The 21,290-nt window shown below is 51.4% G+C and carries 20 protein-coding genes and 4 pseudogenes; 7 read left to right on the top strand and 17 right to left on the bottom strand.

Annotated features, from left to right (window positions below):
- Positions 1-85: 85 nt before the first annotated feature.
- From odhB to sdhC, 6 genes are all read right to left on the bottom strand, one after another.
- Complete coding sequence (gene odhB, locus ACJHX7_RS23230) at positions 86-1,303, bottom strand: 2-oxoglutarate dehydrogenase complex dihydrolipoyllysine-residue succinyltransferase (protein WP_000099823.1); 1,218 nt, start codon at positions 1,301-1,303, stop codon at positions 86-88.
- Between the two features lie 14 nt (positions 1,304-1,317).
- Positions 1,318-4,119 carry a 2-oxoglutarate dehydrogenase E1 component gene (gene sucA, locus ACJHX7_RS23225; protein ID WP_001181473.1) on the bottom strand — a complete coding sequence of 934 codons (2,802 nt, stop codon included), beginning with the start codon at positions 4,117-4,119 and terminating at the stop codon, positions 1,318-1,320.
- A gap of 200 nt (positions 4,120-4,319) precedes the next feature.
- Positions 4,320-5,036, bottom strand: a complete 717-nt coding sequence (gene sdhB / locus ACJHX7_RS23220; RefSeq protein ID WP_001235263.1) for a succinate dehydrogenase iron-sulfur subunit SdhB — start codon at positions 5,034-5,036, stop codon at positions 4,320-4,322.
- 15 nt (positions 5,037-5,051) lie between these two features.
- Complete coding sequence (gene sdhA / locus ACJHX7_RS23215) at positions 5,052-6,818, bottom strand: succinate dehydrogenase flavoprotein subunit (RefSeq protein ID WP_000775540.1); 1,767 nt, start codon at positions 6,816-6,818, stop codon at positions 5,052-5,054.
- Positions 6,818-7,165, bottom strand: coding sequence for a succinate dehydrogenase membrane anchor subunit (gene sdhD / locus ACJHX7_RS23210; RefSeq protein WP_000254365.1), 348 nt, complete (start codon positions 7,163-7,165; stop codon positions 6,818-6,820). The genes sdhA and sdhD overlap by 1 nt, the downstream gene beginning before the upstream one ends.
- The gene (sdhC, locus tag ACJHX7_RS23205; RefSeq protein WP_000263347.1) at positions 7,159-7,563 is read right to left on the bottom strand and encodes a succinate dehydrogenase cytochrome b556 subunit; all 405 of its coding nucleotides are present in this window, start codon (positions 7,561-7,563) and stop codon (positions 7,159-7,161) included. Before sdhC ends, sdhD begins: the two co-directional genes overlap by 7 nt.
- A gap of 380 nt (positions 7,564-7,943) precedes the next feature.
- Here sdhC and ACJHX7_RS23200 point away from each other — a divergent pair, with 380 nt between their 5' ends.
- The 4 genes and pseudogenes from ACJHX7_RS23200 to ACJHX7_RS23185 all read left to right on the top strand — a co-directional run bounded on the left by ACJHX7_RS23200 (position 7,944) and on the right by ACJHX7_RS23185 (position 11,258).
- Positions 7,944-8,051 (top strand): hypothetical protein, encoded by a 108-nt coding sequence (locus ACJHX7_RS23200; RefSeq protein ID WP_001305582.1) that lies wholly within the window; start codon positions 7,944-7,946, stop codon positions 8,049-8,051.
- Between the two features lie 205 nt (positions 8,052-8,256).
- A complete protein-coding gene (gltA, locus tag ACJHX7_RS23195; protein WP_000785834.1) occupies positions 8,257-9,540 on the top strand; it encodes a citrate synthase in 1,284 nt (427 codons plus the stop codon).
- Between the two features lie 125 nt (positions 9,541-9,665).
- Positions 9,666-10,061 (top strand): annotated as a pseudogene (locus ACJHX7_RS23190) (type 1 fimbrial protein); the annotation flags it as partial.
- 150 nt (positions 10,062-10,211) lie between these two features.
- The gene (locus ACJHX7_RS23185) at positions 10,212-11,258 is read left to right on the top strand and encodes an AbrB family transcriptional regulator (protein ID WP_001353355.1); all 1,047 of its coding nucleotides are present in this window, start codon (positions 10,212-10,214) and stop codon (positions 11,256-11,258) included.
- Here the strand turns inward: ACJHX7_RS23185 and nei are convergent.
- The 5 genes from nei to ybgI are packed head-to-tail and all read right to left on the bottom strand — an operon-like array spanning position 11,255 to position 15,154.
- Positions 11,255-12,046 (bottom strand): endonuclease VIII, encoded by a 792-nt coding sequence (nei, locus tag ACJHX7_RS23180; RefSeq protein WP_077516971.1) that lies wholly within the window; start codon positions 12,044-12,046, stop codon positions 11,255-11,257. The two genes, ACJHX7_RS23185 and nei, sit on opposite strands and share 4 nt — an antisense overlap.
- Positions 12,047-12,081: 35 nt before the next feature.
- The gene (gene pxpA / locus ACJHX7_RS23175; RefSeq protein ID WP_077516969.1) at positions 12,082-12,816 is read right to left on the bottom strand and encodes a 5-oxoprolinase subunit PxpA; all 735 of its coding nucleotides are present in this window, start codon (positions 12,814-12,816) and stop codon (positions 12,082-12,084) included.
- Positions 12,806-13,738: a 5-oxoprolinase subunit PxpC gene (pxpC, locus tag ACJHX7_RS23170; RefSeq protein WP_077516967.1), complete on the bottom strand. Its 933-nt coding sequence runs from the start codon at positions 13,736-13,738 to the stop codon at positions 12,806-12,808. Before pxpC ends, pxpA begins: the two co-directional genes overlap by 11 nt.
- Positions 13,732-14,388 carry a 5-oxoprolinase subunit PxpB gene (gene pxpB / locus ACJHX7_RS23165; protein WP_032170945.1) on the bottom strand — a complete coding sequence of 219 codons (657 nt, stop codon included), beginning with the start codon at positions 14,386-14,388 and terminating at the stop codon, positions 13,732-13,734. Before pxpB ends, pxpC begins: the two co-directional genes overlap by 7 nt.
- Before the next feature lie 22 nt (positions 14,389-14,410).
- On the bottom strand, positions 14,411-15,154 hold the full coding sequence (ybgI, locus tag ACJHX7_RS23160) for a radiation resistance protein YbgI (RefSeq protein WP_000798871.1): 744 nt from the start codon (positions 15,152-15,154) through the stop codon (positions 14,411-14,413).
- Between the two features lie 270 nt (positions 15,155-15,424).
- On the opposite strand from ybgI, the gene dtpD reads away from it, so the two are divergent.
- A complete protein-coding gene (dtpD, locus tag ACJHX7_RS23155) occupies positions 15,425-16,906 on the top strand; it encodes a dipeptide permease DtpD (protein ID WP_001032725.1) in 1,482 nt (493 codons plus the stop codon).
- 41 nt (positions 16,907-16,947) lie between these two features.
- On the opposite strand, the gene phrB is transcribed toward dtpD, so the two are convergent.
- On the bottom strand, positions 16,948-18,366 hold the full coding sequence (gene phrB, locus ACJHX7_RS23150; RefSeq protein ID WP_094030444.1) for a deoxyribodipyrimidine photo-lyase: 1,419 nt from the start codon (positions 18,364-18,366) through the stop codon (positions 16,948-16,950).
- On the bottom strand, positions 18,363-18,872 hold the full coding sequence (locus ACJHX7_RS23145) for a YbgA family protein (RefSeq protein WP_032170942.1): 510 nt from the start codon (positions 18,870-18,872) through the stop codon (positions 18,363-18,365). The genes phrB and ACJHX7_RS23145 overlap by 4 nt, the downstream gene beginning before the upstream one ends.
- Before the next feature lie 128 nt (positions 18,873-19,000).
- Between ACJHX7_RS23145 and ACJHX7_RS23140 the strand changes: the two genes are divergently transcribed.
- Positions 19,001-19,294: a SymE family type I addiction module toxin gene (locus ACJHX7_RS23140; RefSeq protein WP_074397838.1), complete on the top strand. Its 294-nt coding sequence runs from the start codon at positions 19,001-19,003 to the stop codon at positions 19,292-19,294.
- Between the two features lie 67 nt (positions 19,295-19,361).
- On the opposite strand, the gene ACJHX7_RS23135 is transcribed toward ACJHX7_RS23140, so the two are convergent.
- The gene (locus ACJHX7_RS23135) at positions 19,362-19,802 is read right to left on the bottom strand and encodes a hypothetical protein (RefSeq protein ID WP_094030443.1); all 441 of its coding nucleotides are present in this window, start codon (positions 19,800-19,802) and stop codon (positions 19,362-19,364) included.
- A 334-nt stretch (positions 19,803-20,136) separates the two neighbouring features.
- Positions 20,137-20,227: pseudogene (locus tag ACJHX7_RS23130) on the bottom strand (RHS repeat-associated core domain-containing protein); the annotation flags it as partial.
- A gap of 194 nt (positions 20,228-20,421) precedes the next feature.
- Here ACJHX7_RS23130 and ACJHX7_RS23125 point away from each other — a divergent pair.
- A pseudogene (locus ACJHX7_RS23125) lies at positions 20,422-20,656 on the top strand (SymE family type I addiction module toxin).
- Between the two features lie 39 nt (positions 20,657-20,695).
- Here the strand turns inward: ACJHX7_RS23125 and ACJHX7_RS23120 are convergent.
- Both ACJHX7_RS23120 and ACJHX7_RS23115 read right to left on the bottom strand, forming a co-directional pair.
- Positions 20,696-21,040, bottom strand: coding sequence for a hypothetical protein (locus ACJHX7_RS23120; protein WP_032170937.1), 345 nt, complete (start codon positions 21,038-21,040; stop codon positions 20,696-20,698).
- A 120-nt stretch (positions 21,041-21,160) separates the two neighbouring features.
- Positions 21,161-21,290 (bottom strand): annotated as a pseudogene (locus ACJHX7_RS23115) (ISAs1 family transposase); the annotation flags it as partial.

Genomic DNA, 21,290 nt, shown 5'->3' with positions numbered 1-21,290 from the left:
TCCATCCTTCAGTAATCGTTATCTTTTAAACCGTAGACCGACACCCTATCCACGTCGGTCTACAGTGCAGGTGAAACTTAAACTACTACACGTCCAGCAGCAGACGCGTCGGATCTTCCAGCAACTCTTTGATCGTTACCAGGAAGCCCACGGATTCGCGACCATCGATCAGACGGTGATCGTAGGACAGCGCCAGGTACATCATCGGCAGGATCTCAACCTGACCATTCACCGCCATCGGACGATCTTTGATAGCGTGCATACCCAGAATTGCGCTCTGCGGCGGGTTGATGATCGGCGTAGACATCAGGGAACCGAACACACCACCGTTGGTGATGGTGAAGTTACCACCGGTCAGATCTTCAACCGTCAGCTTGCCGTCACGGCCTTTAACTGCCAGCTCTTTAATTTTCTTCTCGATGTCTGCCATGCCGAGGGTATCCACATCACGCAGAACCGGCGTCACCAGGCCGCGCGGCGTAGAAACCGCCATACTGACGTCGAAATAGTTGTGGTAGACCACATCATCACCGTCGATAGACGCATTCACTTCCGGGTAACGTTTCAGGGCTTCAACCACCGCTTTCACGTAGAAGGACATAAAGCCCAGACGGATGCCGTGGCGTTTTTCAAACGCTTCACCGTACTGCTTACGCAGATCCATAATCGGCTTCATGTTGACTTCGTTGAACGTGGTCAGCATGGCGGTGGAGTTTTTCGCTTCCAGCAGACGCTCTGCCACACGCTTACGCAGGCGAGTCATCGGGACACGTTTTTCGCTACGTGCAGCCAGAGCCGGTTGCGCCGCCGGAGCAGCCGCTGCCGGTGCAGACTCTTTCGCCGGGGCTTTCGCCAGATGTTTTTCCACATCTTCACGGGTCAGACGACCACCCACACCGGTGCCTTTAATGGCGCTGGCGTCGAGGTTATGTTCAGCCAGCAGGCGACGGATCGCCGGGCTTAACGCATCGTTGTTTTGCTCTTCCAGAGACGCCTGCTGGCGTTGCGCCGGAGTGGACGCTTTCTCTTCAGATTTGGCGCTGGTTTCTTTACCCGCGCTGTTGCCTTCACGCAGGCGACCAAGGATCTGACGAGACGTTACCGTTGTACCTTCATCTTCCAGAACCGCATCCAGAATGCCGTCTGCTGATGCCGGTACTTCCAGTACCACTTTGTCAGTTTCGATTTCTACCAGCACTTCATCACGTACGACTGCGTCGCCGGGTTTTTTATGCCAGGTTGCGACGGTGGCATCGGCTACGGATTCAGGCAGGTCAGGGACCAGAATATCTACGCTACTCATTGTGTATCCTTTATTTATTCGACGTTCAGCGCGTCATTAACCAGATCTTGTTGCTGTTTCTGGTGAACGGACATATACCCTACCGCCGGAGAGGCGGAGGCCGGGCGGCCTGCATAACGCAGAGAAGCCCCAAACGGAATCACTTCACGGAAATGATGCTGGCTGCAGTACCATGCGCCCTGATTGAGCGGCTCTTCCTGGCACCAGACAAAATCCTTGACGTGAGCAAACTGCTGCAACACTTCCTGCATCGCTTTATGCGGGAACGGGTAGAGTTGCTCGATACGCACAATGGCGACATCGTGTTGATTGTTCTTACGACGCTGTTCCAGCAGGTCGTAATAAACCTTACCAGAACACATCACTACGCGCTTCACGCCCTTCGGATCAAGCTCGTCGATTTCACCGATGGCTGGCAGGAAGGTGCCGTTCGCCAGTTCTTCGAGGCTGGAAACCGCCAGCGGATGACGCAGCAGGGATTTCGGCGACATCACGACCAGCGGACGACGCATCCCGCGCAGCGCCTGACGACGCAGCATGTGGTAAACCTGTGCCGGGGTAGACGGTACGCACACCTGCATGTTTTGCTCAGCGCAAAGTTGCAGATAACGTTCCAGACGCGCGGAGGAGTGCTCCGGTCCCTGCCCTTCGTAACCGTGCGGCAGCAACATCACCAGACCACACATCCGGCCCCATTTCTGCTCGCCAGAGGAGATGAACTGGTCGATAACCACCTGAGCACCGTTGGCGAAGTCACCGAATTGCGCTTCCCAGATAGTCAGAGTGCGTGGTTCTGCGGTGGCATAACCGTATTCAAACGCCAGCACGGCTTCTTCAGACAGTACGGAGTCCCAGACACGGAACGCGCCCTGGCCGTTATGGATGTGTTGCAGCGGCGTGTAAGTGGAACCGTTAGACTGGTTGTGGATCACCGCGTGGCGGTGGAAGAAGGTACCGCGACCGGAGTCTTCACCCGACAGGCGAACCGGAATGCCTTCATCAACCAGCGTGGCGTAAGCGAGGTTTTCCGCGCCGCCCCAGTCGAACAGTTTCTCACCAGCAGCCATCGCCTGGCGATCGCCATAAATCTTGGCAACGCGAGACTGCATTTCAACTGCTTCCGGCACCGTGCTGATGCGTTTAGCCAGTTCCTGCAGGCGCTTCATCTCAACTTTGTTCGGGTACTCTTCGTCCCATTCGTGGTTGAGGTACGGCGACCAGGTGAAAGAGTGCATGTTCATCGGACGCCACTCTGCTACAACGCAATCGCCAGCATCCAGCGCATCGCGGTACAGGTTAACCATCTCGGTGGCATCTTCCAGCGTCGCGACTTTTTCCTGCTCCAGCTTGTCAGCATAGATTTTGCGCGGCGTCGGATGTTTTTTGATTTTCTGATACATCAGCGGCTGGGTTGCGCTCGGCTCGTCGGCTTCGTTGTGGCCGTGACGGCGGTAGCACACCAGGTCGATGAAGACATCACGTTTAAAGGTGTTACGGAAATCGAGCGCCAGACGGGTCACAAAAGCAACGGCTTCCGGATCATCCGCGTTTACGTGGAAAATCGGTGCCTGAACCATCTTACCGATATCAGTACAGTACGGTGTAGAACGAGCATCCAGCGGATTAGAGGTGGTGAAGCCAACCTGGTTGTTGATAACGATACGTACCGTACCGCCAACTTCATAACCACGCGCTTTCGACATGTTCAGGGTTTCCTGAACCACGCCCTGCCCGGTCACTGCGGCGTCACCGTGGATGGTGATTGGCAGCACTTTGTTGCTGCTCGGCTCATCGAGTCTGTCCAGACGGGCACGAACAGAACCGATAACTACCGGGCTGACAATCTCAAGGTGAGACGGGTTAAACGCCAGCGCCAGGTGCACCAGGCCGCCATCGGTCTGGAAGTCAGACGAGAAGCCCATGTGGTATTTCACGTCGCCCGTGCCGAGGTGTTCTTTATGTTTACCGGCAAACTCGTCGAACAAGTCTTGCGGTTTTTTACCCAGCACGTTCACCAGCACGTTCAGACGACCACGGTGCGCCATCCCGAGAACCACTTCGCGGGTGCCGCTGTTGCCAGCGTGGCGGATCATCTCTTTAAGCATCGGGATTAACGCGTCACCGCCTTCCAGCGAGAAGCGTTTTGCGCCAGGGAATTTTGCGCCGAGGTAACGTTCAAGGCCTTCAGCGGCGGTCAGTTCGCTTAAGAAGCGTTTTTTCTCTTCGCTATTGAAAGTCGCGCGACCAGACTCGATACGCTGTTGGATCCAGCGTTTTTCTTCGGTGCTGGTGATGTGCATATACTCGGCACCAATCGGGCCGCAGTAGGTTTGCTTGAGGGCTTCCAGCAGCTCGCCGAGTTTCATGGTTTCTTTGCCGCTGGCAAATGAACCGACGTTGAAGGTCTCCTGGAAGTCTGCTTCGGTCAGATCGTGGAAAGACGGATCCAGATCGGCCACTTTATCTTGCTGCCACAGTCCCAGCGGATCGAGATTCGCATGCTGGTGACCACGGAAGCGGTATGCGTTAATGAGCTGCAGGACTTTAACCTGCTTCACATTGGTGTCAGGGTCGGAGATCGTTGAAGAGTAACGTGAAGCGTCTTTCGCCAGGCGGCGGAAATATTCACGCGTTTGAGAGTGGAATTGATCCGGTTTGACTCCCGTACCAGGTAACTGCTGGAACGTCGAACGCCAGTTAGCGTCAACCGAGTCAGGATCGGTTAAGAAGTCTTCATAGAGCTGTTCTATCCAGCTCTGGTTTGCGCCAGAGAGGTAAGAAGAGTCCAACCAGGCTTTCAAAGCGCTGTTCTGCATCGTGATCCCTTAAGCATCTTTTTTATGCTTACTTCGCCGTGGATACTACCACGCACAGTGATGTGCGTGCCGGGGTTCACTTGCGAGCTCTTGTCTACGTAGTGGCTCGCGAAGGAACCTTTAAAAACTGTCTTAGTGTCAGGGGCAGTTTTTAAAGATTTCCTGAATAGCCGGGGGATTTCCCCGGCATCAACATTTAATTACGCATTACGTTGCAACAACATCGACTTGATATGGCCGATGGCGCGCGTCGGGTTCAGCCCCTTCGGACATACACTGACGCAGTTCATGATGCTGTGACAGCGGAATACACTGAATGCATCGCTCAAACCGTCGAGGCGGCTGTCAGTCTCGGTATCACGGCTATCGATCAGGAAACGATATGCCGCTAACAAGCCTGCCGGGCCGATAAACTTATCGGGATTCCACCAGAAAGACGGACAAGAGGTTGAACAACATGCGCAGAGAATACATTCATACAACCCGTCGAGTTTTTCGCGCTGCTCTGGCATCTGTAAATGCTCGCGAGCTGGCGGATTTTGTCCATTATTCAACAGGTAAGGCTTAATTTTCTCATATTGCGCATAGAATTGTCCCATGTCTACCACCAAATCGCGGATCACCGGTAAACCTGGCAGCGGGCGAATCACAATCTTCTTGCCCGGCTGGTTGAGTGCCGAAATCGGGGTAATACAGGCCAGACCATTCTTGCCGTTCATGTTCAGACCGTCGGAACCGCACACACCTTCGCGGCAGGAGCGGCGGAACGACAGGCTGGGATCTTTCTCTTTCAGCTGGATAAGCGCATCCAGCAGCATCATGTCACGACCTTCTTCCGCTTCCAGGGTGTAATCCTGCATACGCGGAGCATCATCAACATCCGGGTTATAGCGATAAATTGAAAACTCGAGTCTCATTTTCCTGTCTCCGCATTAGTAAGTACGAATCTTCGGCGGGAATGCCGGGCGCAGTTTCGGTTCCATGTTGACGCTTCGGCGCGTCATGGATTCCGACTCTGGCAGATACAGGGAGTGGCACAGCCAGTTTTCATCATCACGATCCGGGAAGTCGAAGCGGCTATGCGCGCCACGGCTTTCGGTACGGAAGTTGGCAGAAACAGCCGTTGCATACGCCGTTTCCATCAGGTTATCAAGTTCCAGGCACTCAACGCGCTGGGTGTTGAACTCGCTGGAAGTGTCATCCAGACGGGCATTTTTCAGGCGCTCGCGGATAACTTTCAACTGCTCAAGACCTTTCGCCATCGCATCACCTTCACGGAAGACCGAGAAGTTATGCTGCATACATTCTTGCAGTGCTTTACGGATCGCCACCGGATCTTCACCGTTACGGTTGTTGTTCCAGCGGTTCAGGCGATCCAGAGACGCTTCTACATCAGACTCGCTGGCATCGCGCAGTGCGCCCTGCTCGGCGATAGACTCTTGCAGATGCAGACCCGCTGCGCGACCAAAGACCACCAGGTCCAGCAGCGAGTTACCGCCCAGACGGTTAGCGCCGTGTACCGATACACAAGCGATTTCACCAACGGCAAACAGCCCCGGAACCACCACATCTTCGCCTTTCTCATTCACCGTCAGCGCCTGACCGGTCACTTTGGTCGGAATACCGCCCATCATGTAGTGACAGGTTGGGATAACCGGAATCGGCTCTTTCACCGGATCAACGTGAGCGAAGGTACGGGAGAGTTCCAGGATACCCGGCAGACGGGATTCGAGAACTTCTTTACCCAGGTGATCGAGTTTCAGTTTCGCGTGTGGCCCCCACGGACCATCACAGCCGCGACCTTCACGGATTTCGATCATGATGGAACGCGCCACCACATCACGGCCCGCCAGGTCTTTGGCGTTCGGCGCATAACGCTCCATAAAGCGTTCGCCATGTTTGTTCAGCAGATAACCGCCTTCACCACGGCAACCTTCGGTGACCAGTACGCCCGCACCGGCAATACCGGTCGGGTGGAACTGCCACATTTCCATATCCTGTACCGGTACGCCTGCACGGATAGCCATGCCGACACCGTCGCCAGTGTTAATGTGGGCGTTGGTGGTGGACTGATAAATACGCCCTGCCCCGCCAGTCGCCAGCACTGTCGCGCGAGCTTTAAAGTAAACCACTTCACCAGTTTCGATGCACAGTGCGGTACAACCGACCACTGCGCCATCCTGGTTTTTCACCAGATCCAGCGCATACCACTCGGAGAAAATGGTGGTGTGGTTTTTCAGGTTCTGCTGATAAAGCGTGTGCAACAGTGCGTGACCGGTACGGTCAGCTGCCGCCGCAGTACGTGCCGCCTGCTCGCCGCCGAAGTTTTTCGACTGACCGCCAAACGGACGTTGATAGATACGACCATCATCAAGACGCGAGAACGGCAGGCCCATATGTTCCAGTTCCAGAATCGCTTCCGGCCCGGTTTTACACATATATTCAATCGCGTCCTGGTCACCGATATAGTCCGACCCTTTTACGGTGTCGTACATATGCCATTCCCAGTTATCTTCATGGGTATTACCCAGCGCAACGGTAATACCACCTTGCGCAGAAACGGTATGGGAACGGGTCGGGAAGACTTTAGAGAGCAGCGCACAGGTCTGGCCACTCTGGGAAATTTGCAGCGCCGCGCGCATACCTGCGCCACCGGCACCAATCACAACTGCATCAAATTCTCTGACTGGCAATTTCATCACACACCCCACACCACAACGAATCCATAAATCACGTAAACCACCAGAGCAACGACAATCACCAGTTGCAGCATCAGGCGCAAGGCCAGCGGTTTAACGTAGTCGGTCAACACCTGCCACATGCCGATCCAGGCATGGATCAAGATAGAAAACAGCGCCAGCAGGGTGAACACTTTGGTGAACGCAGAGGCGAAGAAACCAATCCAGACTTCATATGTCAGCTCGCCACTGGTAGCGAAAAAACCGACCATATAAATGATGTAGAGCGTCAGGACGATAGCGGTAGCGCGAACGAGGATGAAATCATGTACGCCATTGCGTCCTAATGCGGAGGCGTTGCTTACCATACGAGGACTCCTGCGAGAAGTGAAAGCACGACAGTAATAACAAAGGAGATTTTGGCGGAGCGTTTACCCGCTTCGAATGTTTCTTCCAGATAGCCAAAATCCATCATCATGTGGCGAATACCTACGACGACGTGATACGCCAGAGCGGTAAGGATGCCCCACATGATAAATTTGACGAAGAAGCTGCCCATAATCGCAGAAGCTTGCTCGAAACCTTCAGGGGAAGAGAGGCTGGTACCCAGAAGCCACAGCAGGATGCCCACTGCAACAAAGGTGATCACACCGGAAACGCGATGGAGAATGGACGCTATCGCCGTGATGGGGAACCGGATGGTCTGTAGGTCCAGATTAACAGGTCTTTGTTTTTTCACATTTCTTATCATGAATAACGCCCACATGCTGTTCTTATTATTCCCTGGGGACTACGGGCACAGAGGTTAACTTTCTGTTACCTGGAGACGTCGGGATTTCCTTCCTCCGGTCTGCTTGCGGGTCAGACAGCGTCCTTTCTATAACTGCGCGTCATGCAAAACACTGCTTCCAGATGCGAAAACGACACGTTACAACGCTGGGTGGCTCGGGATTGCAGGGTGTTCCGGAGACCTGGCGGCAGTATAGGCTGTTCACAAAATCATTACAATTAACCTACATATAGTTTGTCGGGTTTTATCCTGAACAGTGATCCAGGTCACGATAACAACATTTATTTAATTTTTAATCATCTAATTTGACAATCACTCAACAAAGTTGTTACAAACATTACCAGGAAAAGCATATAATGCGTAAAAGTTATGAAGTCGGTATTTCACCTAAGATTAACTTATGTAACAGTGTGGAAGTATTGACCAATTCATTCGGGACAGTTATTAGTGGTAGACAAGTTTAATAATTCGGATTGCTAAGTACTTGATTCGCCATTTATTCGTCATCAATGGATCCTTTACCTGCAAGCGCCCAGAGCTCTGTACCCAGGTTTTCCCCTCTTTCACAGAGCGGCGAGCCAAATAACAAACGGGTAAAGCCAGGTTGATGTGCGAAGGCAAATTTAAGTTCCGGCAGTCTTACGCAATAAGGCGCTAAGGAGACCTTAAATGGCTGATACAAAAGCAAAACTCACCCTCAACGGGGACACAGCTGTTGAACTGGATGTGCTGAAAGGCACGCTGGGTCAAGATGTTATTGATATCCGTACTCTCGGTTCAAAAGGTGTGTTCACCTTTGACCCAGGCTTCACTTCAACCGCATCCTGCGAATCTAAAATTACTTTTATTGATGGTGATGAAGGTATTTTGCTGCACCGCGGTTTCCCGATCGATCAGCTGGCGACCGATTCTAACTACCTGGAAGTTTGTTACATCCTGCTGAATGGTGAAAAACCAACTCAGGAACAGTATGACGAATTTAAAACTACGGTGACCCGTCATACCATGATCCACGAGCAGATTACCCGTCTGTTCCATGCTTTCCGTCGCGACTCGCATCCAATGGCAGTCATGTGTGGTATTACCGGCGCGCTGGCGGCGTTCTATCACGACTCGCTGGATGTTAACAATCCTCGTCATCGTGAAATTGCCGCGTTCCGCCTGCTGTCGAAAATGCCGACCATGGCCGCGATGTGTTACAAGTATTCCATTGGTCAGCCATTCGTTTACCCGCGCAACGATCTCTCCTATGCCGGTAACTTCCTGAATATGATGTTCTCCACGCCGTGCGAACCGTATGAAGTTAATCCGATTCTGGAACGTGCTATGGACCGTATTCTGATCCTGCACGCTGACCATGAACAGAACGCCTCTACCTCCACCGTGCGTACCGCTGGCTCTTCGGGGGCGAACCCGTTTGCCTGTATCGCAGCAGGTATTGCTTCACTGTGGGGACCTGCGCACGGTGGTGCTAACGAAGCGGCGCTGAAAATGCTGGAAGAAATCAGCTCCGTTAAACACATTCCGGAATTTGTTCGTCGTGCGAAAGACAAAAATGACTCTTTCCGCCTGATGGGCTTCGGGCACCGCGTGTACAAAAATTACGACCCGCGCGCCACCGTAATGCGTGAAACCTGCCATGAAGTGCTGAAAGAGCTGGGTACCAAAGATGACCTGCTGGAAGTGGCTATGGAGCTGGAAAACATCGCGCTGAACGACCCGTACTTTATCGAGAAGAAACTCTACCCGAACGTCGATTTCTACTCTGGTATCATCCTGAAAGCGATGGGTATTCCGTCTTCTATGTTCACCGTGATCTTCGCGATGGCGCGTACCGTTGGCTGGATCGCCCACTGGAGCGAAATGCACAGTGACGGTATGAAAATTGCCCGTCCGCGTCAGCTGTATACAGGATATGAAAAACGCGACTTTAAAAGCGATATCAAGCGTTAATGGTTGATTGCTAAGCCGTTCACTTTCCGGACCCGCCTTTAATAGAGCGGGTTCTTTTTATATGGCTGAACATAAAAAATTGTAAAAATTAAACCAGATGCAAATACCCATTAATAAGGTGAAAAAATATTTCACCGGAAACACAGGTGATTGATTTTGGTAAATTTAATCTGCTGGATATTCGCCGCCACACAATGTCGAAAACATTCAGTATTAACACGACAAAATCACAAAATGACCAATGCACCGACGGATTTAAAGTCAGTTCCTCCTTTTATACCGAAGAAACGTTGGTTGAAGAAGATAAAGCATTGTTGATTGGTAATAGTCTGAAGCTACGTTTGCTGGATGAAAACGCCTCGCCTTATACATTCAATAAATATGCTGAATACGCCGATTTCACCAGTGATATGCTGATCTACGAAAAAACCTATACGGCTGAATTATCGTCCACACCTGGCACTCTCATCGCGGCGGGTCCCTTCGATACAGTGGTACTTTTTAAGATTAACTATAACTAATTCCCATGATGCCCTTTGCAACCGAAAGGGCATCTCTTTCAGAAAATTGCTGATTTTCCCCCTTTTCCTTGATTGCTGTTATTTTTTCCTGGCCCGGCTTTCTTTATGCTGTATCGATACACCAAAGAAAAAATAATGAGGGAACGAAGGATGCCAGTTTTGCAGTGGGGAATGTTATGTGTGCTCTCACTTCTCCTTTCTATTGGTTTCCTCGCGGTACATCTCCCGGCGGCGCTATTACTTGGACCGATGATCGCCGGGATCATCTTTAGTATGCGCGGAATTACTTTACAACTCCCCCGCTCCGCTTTTCTCGCCGCCCAGGCCATTCTTGGCTGTATGATTGCGCAAAACCTGACCGGTTCGATCCTGACCACGCTAGCGGTGAACTGGCCGATTGTGTTAGCTATTTTACTGGTGACGCTGCTTTCCAGCGCCATCGTGGGTTGGTTATTGGTGCGCTATAGCTCATTGCCTGGAAATACCGGTGCCTGGGGTTCTTCTCCTGGCGGCGCGGCGGCAATGGTCGCTATGGCGCAAGATTACGGCGCAGATATTCGCCTGGTGGCGTTTATGCAATATCTGCGCGTGCTGTTCGTCGCGGGGGCCGCTGTTCTGGTCACCCGCATGATGCTGGGCGATAACGCTGAAGCGGTTAACCAGCAGATCGTCTGGTTCCCGCCAGTGAGCATTAATCTCCTGCTTACGATTTTGCTCGCGGTCGTTGCCGGTACGGCGGGATGCTTGCTACGTCTTCCTTCCGGCACGATGCTCATCCCGATGCTGGCGGGCGCAGTGCTCCAGTCTGGTCAGCTCATCACGATTGAACTCCCGGAATGGCTGCTGGCGATGGCATATATGGCAATTGGCTGGCGGATTGGTCTTGGTTTCGATAAGCAAATATTACTGCGGGCATTGCGCCCACTGCCACAAATCCTGCTGTCGATTTTTGCTCTGCTGGCTATTTGTGCGGGTATGGCGTGGGGGCTGACCCGGTTTATGCATATTGATTTTATGACCGCCTACCTCGCCACCAGCCCCGGCGGGCTTGATACCGTGGCGGTCATCGCCGCAGGGAGCAATGCCGATATGGCGCTCATCATGGCGATGCAAACCCTGCGCCTGTTCAGTATTTTGCTGACGGGACCTGCCATTGCGCGGTTTATTTCAACCTATGCGCCGAAGCGTTCTGCCTAATGCTGGCAGCCAGGGCACCAGTAAAACGGGCGAGATGACAGCGTGGTTTTCTCAATGATGCCGCCACAGCGTTCGCACGGTTCGCCATCACGATGAAAAACCTTAAAGCGAAACAGTGCCCCATGATGTTTATTCTCATCCACCTGCCCCCGCGTAGCGTAAGAAAGTCGAGGAATCTCCAGTAACGCGTGTGCGAGTGCATCCAGTTGCGCCGCATTGAGATCTTTCGCTTTATGATTTCCAGTCAACCCAACCTGCCAGAGGATCTCCACCCGCAAATAATTGCCAAGCCCAGCCAGAAACGCCTGATCGAGTAGTAATCCAGCAAACTGACGGTTACGAAAGCGCGGCGACAATAACCGTTCTTTCGCCACCTCCGGCGTCAGTTTCGGATCCAGCACATCGGGGCCAACGCGTTGTAAAAACGGATGCGTGGTCAGTTGTTCCGGGGTCAACATCTCAATATCCGAGGCGCTATAAAGCAGAATGGTTTTGTCAACCGTTTGCAGTTTTACCCGCAATACTCGCGTGGTCTGCGGCTCTTCGCCGGTATCAACCACGCGCCAGACGCCGTAAAGCTGATTATGGCTGTAGAGCGTTAATTCGTTGGAAAAATGAGTTAACAACGCCTTGCCACGCGTTTCCACATGGGTAACGTGTTGACCGATAAGTTGTGATTGATAAGATTTTAACTGCGGGAAGGCAAACCAGACATCAGTTAGTGGTTTGCCTTTGATCGCCGCCTCCAGGTTATCCGCTGCACGGCGGATCTCCGGGCCTTCAGGCATGGTGATATCCTTTTTTCATTCTTTATTAAGCGGGGTTATGCTGCGACAACAATCCCCTTTTCAGCAAATGTAGCTCGTAATCGGCGGGCGAACGCCAGTGCGTGCTCGCCATCGCCATGCAGGCAGACCGTTTGCGCCGTGACCGTTGCCCATTCGCCGGTGATACTTTTGACTCTGCCGTGTTGCACCATCTCCAACGTTTGCGCCAGCGCCTGTTCTTCGTTTTCAATCAACGCGCCTGGCTGGCTTCGCGGCACCAGCGAACCGTCTGCCTGATAACCGCGATCGGCAAACACTTCCTCGCGCGTTACCAGGCCATACCGTTCGCCTGCACGAATCAGCTCGCTTCCCGCCAGCCCGACGAGAATCAATGCCGGATCGCAAGCATATACCGCTCTGGCGATGGCGTCTGCCAGTTGTGCCTCTTTCGCCGCCTGGTTGTATAACATGCCGTGCGGTTTGACATGACGCATTACGCCGCCTTGCGCACGGGCAATCGCTGCCAGCGCGCCAATTTGATACAGCGTCTGGGCGTAAACGGTTTCTGGCGGCAGCTGCATAGCGCTGCGACCAAAATTTTCCCTGTCGGGAAAACTCGGATGAGCGCCAATCGCGACACCATTTTTTATTGCTTCACGCACGCAAGCGTGCATGATTTGCGCATCGCCAGCATGAAATCCACAGGCAATATTGGCAGAGGAAACCAGCGTTAATAGCTCTGCGTCGCTGACACAACCTTCGCCCAGATCGGCGTTCAGGTCAATTTTCATTGTGCAGCCGCCACGCTAATTGTTCGAAATAACGTTGCTGATCTTGCCGTGCTTTCAGTGCCTCTTCCAGTGAACACTGGACAAAATGAATCGGCTGACCGAGCGGAATTTGCGCCAGATGGTACATATCAGCCTCAATGATACAGGCAATACGCGGGTAACCACCGGTGGTTTGCGCATCGTTCATCAACACAATGGGCTGCCCGTTATGCGGCACCTGCACCACACCTGGTAACAAACCGTGAGATAACAGTTCGCGATCGGTGGTGCGTTTTAAAATTTGTCCCTGTAAGCGATAGCCCATCCGGTTACTTTGCGAGCTAAGCTGCCAGGGCGAACGCCAGAATGCATCCTGCGAGGCGCGATCGAACTCATGATATTCCGGCCCCGGCAAGGCGCGAATGCGGTTGCCCCACAGCAGCTGTTTAACGCCCTGCGCTTCCATAAAATCACGCTTCGCTTTGCCAATCGGGAGTCGGTCACCATCCTTCAGTAAACGGCCTTCCAGCCCGCCAATCCCCACTTTGAGATCGGTACTGCATGACCCCATTACCGCCGGAACATCAATACCACCCGCGACCGCCAGATAACTGCGCATCCCGTGCTGCGGGCGTTTAAGCGTTAAACGCTGGCCTGCTTTCATCGGCAATCGCCAGCCGGTCCAGACGGCGTTATCATCCAGCCGCGCTTCGCAACCGGCCCCCGTCAGAGCAAACCACCCATCAGTTTCGAACTCAACCGTTAACTGACCGAGCGTGATCTCCAGCGCGGGGGCATTGGCGTCATTACCCACCAGTAGGTTAGCAATGCGTAACGCGGGCATATCCAGTGCGCCGCAGTGGCTGATACCCGACTGGCGAAAACCGTGACGACCGCCATCCTGCACAGTGGTATACATGCCCGCACGAATAATCTTCAGCATACTCCCTCCTTCTGCGGTACAAAGCGCACGCTGTCTCCCGGACGTAATAAGATGGGTTCGTCACGCGCCGGATCAAACAGGCTGAGTGAGGTATGACCAATCAACTGCCAGCCACCCGGCGTTGCCAGCGGATAAATACCAGTCTGCGGCCCGCCGATCCCGACAGAACCTGCCGGAACAAGCAAGCGCGGTTCAGCGCGCCGTGGCGTGTGTAGTTGTTCCGGCAAACTCCCGAGATACGGGAAGCCCGGTTGAAAACCTAAAAACCAGACCACGTAGTCCACGGAGGAGTGCAATTCAACAACCTGTTTTTCGCTCAACCCACAATGCGCCGCGACCACCGCCAAATCCGGTCCGCCTGCGCCACCGTAAATCACCGGAATTTCAATAAAGCGAGACTCCGGCTCCAGCGCCTCACTCTCCTCCCACCAGCGTTGCAAACGCTCTATGGCATCCAGCGCCAGCGACTCAGGATTACGTAAAATCACCGTGATATTGTTCATCCCCGGTATCGCTTCAACCACATTTGGCATATCCACCAGACGCTGCGCCAGTCGCCAGATCCGTTTCTGGCTAGCCAGCGTCACCGGCGGTTCCAGCTCCAGCACTACCGCCGTTTCACCTATCAGATAACAACGCGCTCGTTGCACTTTCGATCCCTCTGATTATTCGTTATGCAGGATTAGGAATATCAATAAAGGTCACATCAAGATCGGTATTTTCATTCAGCCACTCGCTCAACGCGCGAATACCACCACGTTCAGTGGCATGGTGACCCGCAGCATAAAAATGCAATCCCTGCTCGCGGGCTGAATGAATGGTCTGTTCAGAAACTTCGCCAGTAATAAAAGCATCCACGCCAAAACGCGCGGCGCTATCGATAAAACTTTGCCCGCCCCCCGTGCACCAGGCGACGCGCTGGACCACCTCAGGTCCGGTATCGCCACACCATAACGGCTTACGTCCCAGACGCGCTTCAATCCAGGAGGCCAGTTCCAGTCCCGGCACAGGCATGGTCAGTTCGCCCCACGGCACCAACGGCTCAATTTCGCCCATGACCGTGATCCCCAGTAACGCCGCCAGTTGTGCGTTATTACCCAGCTCCGGATGCGCGTCCAGGGGCAGATGCCAGCCATACAGGTTGATATCATTCGCCAGCAACGTTTTTAAACGGTTACGCTTCATTCCGCGAATGACCGGAGATTCACCTTTCCAGAAGTAGCCATGATGCACAATGACCGCATCCGCGCCCAGACGCACCGCTTCATCGAGCAAAGCCTGGCTGGCGGTGACACCGGTAACAATTTTTTGCACCGTCTCTTTGCCTTCCACCTGCAAACCATTCGGCGCGTAATCACTAATCGCCGCGCTGTTCAGTTTTTCGTTAATCAGTTGTTCCAGTTCGGTGTTTTTCATCTTCGCGCCTTCCGTATTCTGATAGCTACACCGTTAACATAGCGTTACCTCGCCTGTTCGTCGATAGCCAATCTTTTGACATATTAAGAAACAAACCCGACGCCAAAAGACGCAAATTGTTTATATCATCACGCTTCAGCTAATGTATATTTATGCAATCAGACAGCATATTGCATAAATAATCAGATCTGTATCAAAGTTTTAACTTTAAGGAAACACAAGCACGCCGCGCAACTATTACGTGACGTTGCAGTCAATTGTGGAATTATTATGAATAAACACGCATCACAACCGCGCGCTATTTACTATGTCGTTGCGCTGCAAATCTGGGAATATTTTAGCTTTTACGGCATGCGTGCCCTGCTGATCCTCTATCTCACCAATCAACTAAAATATAGCGATAATCACGCCTACGAGTTATTTAGCGCCTACTGTTCGCTGGTATATGTCACGCCAATCCTCGGTGGCTTTTTGGCGGATAAAGTTCTCGGCAATCGCATGGCGGTGATGCTGGGGGCGTTGTTGATGGCGATCGGTCATGTGGTGCTGGGTGCCAGTGAGATCCATCCGTCATTCCTCTATCTGTCCCTGGCGATTATCGTTTGTGGCTATGGTCTGTTTAAATCCAACGTCAGTTGCCTGCTCGGCGAGCTGTATGAGCCAACCGATCCGCGTCGTGATGGCGGTTTCTCGCTGATGTATGCGGCGGGTAACGTGGGGTCTATTATCGCACCTATCGCCTGTGGCTACGCCCAGGAAGAGTACAGTTGGGCGATGGGCTTTGGCCTGGCGGCGGTTGGCATGATCGCGGGTCTGGTCATTTTCTTATGTGGCAATCGTCATTTCTCTCATACCCGCGGCGTTAACAAAAAAGTACTGCGTGCGACAAACTTTCTCCTACCCAACTGGGGATGGCTGCTGGTTCTGCTGGTGGCAACGCCTGCGCTGATTACCGTACTGTTCTGGAAAGAGTGGTCGGTATACGCCTTGATTGTCGCGACTATTATTGGCCTGGGTGTATTGGCAAAAATTTATCGCAAAGCAGAAAACCAGAAACAGCGTAAGGAGCTGGGGCTGATTGTTACCCTCACCTTCTTCAGCATGTTGTTCTGGGCCTTCGCACAACAGGGGGGTAGCTCGATTAGCCTTTATATCGACCGCTTCGTTAACCGCGATATGTTTGGTTATACCGTTCCGACTGCTATGTTCCAGTCGATTAATGCCTTCGCAGTTATGCTGTGCGGTGTGTTCCTGGCGTGGGTGGTTAAAGAGAGCGTCGCAGGTAATCGTACCGTGCGCATCTGGGGGAAATTTGCTCTTGGTCTCGGCCTGATGAGCGCCGGATTCTGCATTCTGACCTTAAGCGCCCGCTGGTCCGCAATGTATGGTCACTCTTCTCTGCCACTGATGGTGTTAGGCCTGGCGGTGATGGGGTTTGCGGAACTGTTTATCGACCCGGTTGCTATGTCGCAGATTACGCGCATTGAAATCCCCGGCGTGACCGGCGTATTAACCGGCATTTATATGCTGCTTTCCGGCGCGATTGCGAACTATCTGGCGGGCGTGATTGCCGATCAGACATCGCAGGCTTCGTTTGATGCTTCCGGAGCGATCAACTACTCCATCAATGCATATATTGAAGTATTTGATCAAATTACCTGGGGCGCACTGGCGTGTGTAGGACTGGTGCTGATGATTTGGCTGTATCAGGCGCTTAAGTTCAGAAACCGCGCGCTGGCGCTGGAGTCTTAATAAGCCAGCACCATGCCTGATAAAACGCTCGCTGCGTTTTATCAGGCTCCTTTCCTCGCTTCTTCGTACGCTGCCAGCGTTCGCAGCCTTGCCTCTTTGTGATCGACTATCGGTTGCGGATAATCCAGCGTCACACCTGATTTATCTGCCCACTTCCACGGCTCATGCACCACTTTCCCTGGTACATCGCGCAGTTCCGGTAGCCACTGGCGGATAAACTCGCCTTCGCGGTCAAATTTCTCGCCCTGGGTTGTCGGGTTGAAAATACGAAAATACGGCGCTGCATCAGTACCCGTAGAAGCGGCCCACTGCCAGCCACCGTTATTAGCTGCCAAATCACCATCAATCAGCTGCGACATGAAATATCGCTCGCCTTCGCGCCAGTCGATCAACAAATCTTTCACCAGAAAACTGGCTGTAATCATCCGTAGCCGGTTATGCATCCAGCCAGTGCTGTTAAGCTGACGCATGGCAGCATCAACAATCGGGTATCCCGTTTTGCCTTCCTGCCAGGCCTTTAAATGCGCGGAATTGCTCTGCCACTGCACGCGGTCGGTCCAGACAATAAACGGACGATGTTTACACAGCGAGGGGTAATACGTTATCAGATGACGGTAAAACTCGCGCCAGATCAGCTCATTAAGCCAGATACTACCGGCCCCACCGTCCAGCGCCTGCGGCTGTTCCGCCAACAGGCGATGCAAACACTGGCGAGGCGATAACCCGCCCGTTGCCAGGCTGGCGGACAAACGGCTGGTGCCTTCTACCGCAGGGAAATCTCGCTGTTGCTCATACTCTCCGGCACCGTTCTGGCAAAACTGGCGTAATTGCGCAATCGCCGCTTTCTCTTCCACCGGGAAATGCGCAGTATCGAAAGGCTGACGAGGATAATTCAGCGTAATGGATGGCGCGGGATCTATCGATCCGCTACTACGTACTTTTGGCGCAGCGACGCACTCCGACATCCCTTCTCGCAGCCGTTTAAGCCAGGCGTTTTTAAATGGCGTAAAGACTTTGTACATCTCATGATTGCCAGTCATCACCGCCCCCGGCGGCAGGATCACGCCGTCGTCAAATCCTTCACACACCACGTTACGCAGCGCCCTCTCAGCCTGCACATCCCGCGCCCGCTCATTCACCTCATACTGATAGTTATAAAACAGATGGGTAACACGATTTTCCGCGCACACCTGTTTAACTATTTCGACGCTGGCGGCAAAGTCATCCACTTCATGAAACAGCAAAGGAATGCCTTTTTCCGCCAGCGCGATTTGTAGCCCATTCAGTTGAGCATTGATAAGTTCAGCCTGACGCGGCGACATGTTATGCGCCGCCCACTGGCGTGGTGTAGCGATATACAACGCCAGCACGCGCGCAGACGAATTGCGGCAGGCGGCAGCCAGCGCGAGATTATCATGCTGACGTAAATCCTGGCGAAACCAGACCAGATGGGTAGTCATAAAACTCCTGAATGGCGCAAGTTAATCACACGCGGCCAAAGTTCGAAATAACGCTGCCCTGAAAGCCAGGCGTCAGGATAAAGCGCCATATAGTGTTTGATACGCATCAGCGGCGCAAGAAGTGGTTGCTCGCCACCGCGATAACTGTCGATAAGCGCAGCCAGCTGCTGGCGTTCTGTGGAATCAATATGAGGGCGAAAATAACCCTGAACGTGCATCAAAACGTTAGTATGATCACGCCGGTTGGCAGGGTGAGAAAGCAAAACAATTACGCGTTGGCGGTACTGGTTGTAATAGTCATCCAGATTTTGCCACTGGTGAATATCAGCCACAAACGGGCCAAGTTTGCGGTACTCGGGCTGGGAATGGGCCAGAAAGACGAGTTTATAGCGGCTGTGATAATCGAGAAACGCCCCGCGCGTTAAGCCATGTTCTTTCAGTCGATGTAACTCATGAAGCGCGAAGATACGGATTAGAGTGCTGTCATCAAATCGTTGCTGATTCATTACTGCTCCTGAACGGTTTACAGGAGTAAGTGTAGACGTTGGTAAATGATGTTTGTGAAGTTAATCCGCTAGCAGGGCAAGATTACGAAAGCGCGCTCCCCGCAAGCAACTCATCAAGGTAGTTAATCATGGCTGAACACAATATTACGCCAGAAGTCATCATTTCCAAAACACAGCGCCGCTGTACCGTGGGTTATCTGCCCAACCGCAGCGACACGCCGGTGATCAAAATCAGCGCCAAATGGCTGAGAGAAGCGGGATTTGAGATCGGCACTGGCGTTACCGTGAAGATCTCGGAAGGTTGCCTGATCCTGCTTGCGGATAACAACGAAGTACAGGAACTGCGCAGGGAACTGTATCAGGTTAAACAGGCTGTTAAGGGGATGCGTGACGGGATGTTTAGTGTGCTGAACGAGAGTTAAATAATAAAAAAGCCGGGAGATTTAATGTCTACCCGGCCCACACATTATAATGTGTAAAACATATATTCTATTTATTTAAGTATTTTTTAGAGATTCTTAACCACCATGCTTTACCAGAATTAAAACTTGAAATTAATACTTTCCCTTTTTTCCTTTTTAAAACATCAAGAATTACAGCATCAGATTTTTTTAATATCCCATCTTCTTGAGGAACACCTAACTCTATCAATATATTAATTGAGTCAAATAGATGACCTATCTTTTCATATTCTTCATACAATAAATTACTTTCATCATTCGATATCTGAATTAAGTAATTAAATGTAATCCCCAAAATATTAGGAAATTTAGAGCTATTGATACTCGATATAAACTCCTGAACAATAGCTCTGTTTTTTAATTTCCCGGCACATAATAAAGCATAAATATTTCCAGCCAAACGTTCGATATCATGCGGATATCTATATCCTTTAGCAATTATTGCCTTAATTTTCTGTTCAGGAATCATTATCAGTACCTCCCGTTAGTAACAGAAAATCCAGGCAAACGCCTTAGATTTTCCCACGATTCAGGGAAGTGAGTTAAGATCACTGGTGTTTTCCCTATCTGACTTGTTGCAGTAAACAAACCTGTTTCAGGATCATAATAGCCTACTCTAGGTTTATTCGTATACCTATCTCTATAAGTAAATTTCCTGCCATTTTGTATCGTGGTTCTTGCACTAATATCATATTCTTTTACTGAATTTGCGCCGACTTGTGAGCCATGTTTTTCAAAGTGATCTCTTAGGCCCGGCCCATCAACATTTTGTCGTGCTTTATTCCATTTTGCATTTTTAGCCGTACCACAAAATAACCCAAGCGGATCGATCCAGCTTAACGGATTTGGCACATAAGCATAGAGGTTCAGCCCACCGTTTAATCCTATCGGGTCAAATTACGCAATCTAATCGAAGTCCGGATCGTACTGTCAGTTTCGTATATACATCACTAAAACCATCACGTCATAGTCCATACGCTACCGCCACACCCTGATAAAGATAAGCTATCTGCACGAAGTTTATTTTACTATCTAATCAGCAGGTTAAATACAAAAATATTATTTCCTAAACACAGCGCAACTGTACCGTGGGTTATCTGCCCAACCGTAGCACCACGCCGGTGATCAAAATCAGCGCCAAATGGCTGAGAGAAGCGGGATTTGAGATCGGCACGGGCGTTACCGCCAAGATCTCGGAAGGCTGCCTGATCCTGCTTGCGGATAACAACGAAGTACAGGAACTTCGCAGGGAGCTTTATCAGGTTAAACAGGTGGTTAAGGGGATTAAAGATGTGCTTGTTTAGTAGATTAAACGAAAGGTGAGCCCAAAAATTGGGAGGAAAATTCCTCCCAATATTAGGACTATGTTCTAAATGTATCGTATTCTCGATAATAATTTATTTCGTCAATAAACCATTTATTATCATGCCCACCACTTGACTTATTTTTAACTATATAAGTCAATGAACTGACTAGCATCCATCCTCTCAAATTTAATTCTTTAACAACAAGGGGCATTTCCATATCTTCTTCATCAAGATATATTTCATCATCATTTAAATCTTGAATGTAGTCCCATGGAATGTAATAAAAATTAGTATTTTCCGGGTCACTCCCCCATGAACTTAAATTTACATAAATCCATTCTCCCTGGTCCAAAAGAGAAAGACTTGTTATCAACTCATCTATAGATTTATAGCTATTCATTGTATCCTCGCAAATCACCTACAACCCGAACCACCACCCCATGTCTTCCTTCCGCCATAGCCTTTAGGGTGATAATCCAAATGTCTTGAGTTATGATCTGGCCCGTCAACCAGGGCAAGATTACGAAAGCCCGCTCCCAGCAAGGACTGACGCCAGATAGTTTCTGTCCATGGCTGCTTTTCGCATCTTACGTCTTAACCCTGCCTTGAATACCTTATCATTCGTCAAAATATTAATAGCGATGTGCCGT

Source organism: Escherichia sp. WS1451 (assembly GCF_046487365.1).
In the GTDB taxonomy this organism is placed as follows: domain Bacteria; phylum Pseudomonadota; class Gammaproteobacteria; order Enterobacterales; family Enterobacteriaceae; genus Escherichia; species Escherichia coli.
The sequence above is the reverse complement of the archived record's forward strand: the minus strand, read 5'-3'. Positions and strand labels throughout refer to the sequence as shown.

Coding starts and splice junctions, on each gene's coding strand:
- odhB (WP_000099823.1), bottom strand. CDS start 1,303: ATGAGTAGCGTAGATATTCTGGTCCCTGACCTGCCTGAATCCGTAGCC.
- sucA (WP_001181473.1), bottom strand. CDS start 4,119: ATGCAGAACAGCGCTTTGAAAGCCTGGTTGGACTCTTCTTACCTCTCT.
- sdhB (WP_001235263.1), bottom strand. CDS start 5,036: ATGAGACTCGAGTTTTCAATTTATCGCTATAACCCGGATGTTGATGAT.
- sdhA (WP_000775540.1), bottom strand. CDS start 6,818: ATGAAATTGCCAGTCAGAGAATTTGATGCAGTTGTGATTGGTGCCGGT.
- sdhD (WP_000254365.1), bottom strand. CDS start 7,165: ATGGTAAGCAACGCCTCCGCATTAGGACGCAATGGCGTACATGATTTC.
- sdhC (WP_000263347.1), bottom strand. CDS start 7,563: ATGTGGGCGTTATTCATGATAAGAAATGTGAAAAAACAAAGACCTGTT.
- ACJHX7_RS23200 (WP_001305582.1), top strand. CDS start 7,944: ATGCGTAAAAGTTATGAAGTCGGTATTTCACCTAAGATTAACTTATGT.
- gltA (WP_000785834.1), top strand. CDS start 8,257: ATGGCTGATACAAAAGCAAAACTCACCCTCAACGGGGACACAGCTGTT.
- ACJHX7_RS23185 (WP_001353355.1), top strand. CDS start 10,212: ATGCCAGTTTTGCAGTGGGGAATGTTATGTGTGCTCTCACTTCTCCTT.
- nei (WP_077516971.1), bottom strand. CDS start 12,046: ATGCCTGAAGGCCCGGAGATCCGCCGTGCAGCGGATAACCTGGAGGCG.
- pxpA (WP_077516969.1), bottom strand. CDS start 12,816: ATGAAAATTGACCTGAACGCCGATCTGGGCGAAGGTTGTGTCAGCGAC.
- pxpC (WP_077516967.1), bottom strand. CDS start 13,738: ATGCTGAAGATTATTCGTGCGGGCATGTATACCACTGTGCAGGATGGC.
- ybgI (WP_000798871.1), bottom strand. CDS start 15,154: ATGAAAAACACCGAACTGGAACAACTGATTAACGAAAAACTGAACAGC.
- dtpD (WP_001032725.1), top strand. CDS start 15,425: ATGAATAAACACGCATCACAACCGCGCGCTATTTACTATGTCGTTGCG.
- phrB (WP_094030444.1), bottom strand. CDS start 18,366: ATGACTACCCATCTGGTCTGGTTTCGCCAGGATTTACGTCAGCATGAT.
- ACJHX7_RS23145 (WP_032170942.1), bottom strand. CDS start 18,872: ATGAATCAGCAACGATTTGATGACAGCACTCTAATCCGTATCTTCGCG.
- ACJHX7_RS23140 (WP_074397838.1), top strand. CDS start 19,001: ATGGCTGAACACAATATTACGCCAGAAGTCATCATTTCCAAAACACAG.
- ACJHX7_RS23135 (WP_094030443.1), bottom strand. CDS start 19,802: ATGATTCCTGAACAGAAAATTAAGGCAATAATTGCTAAAGGATATAGA.
- ACJHX7_RS23120 (WP_032170937.1), bottom strand. CDS start 21,040: ATGAATAGCTATAAATCTATAGATGAGTTGATAACAAGTCTTTCTCTT.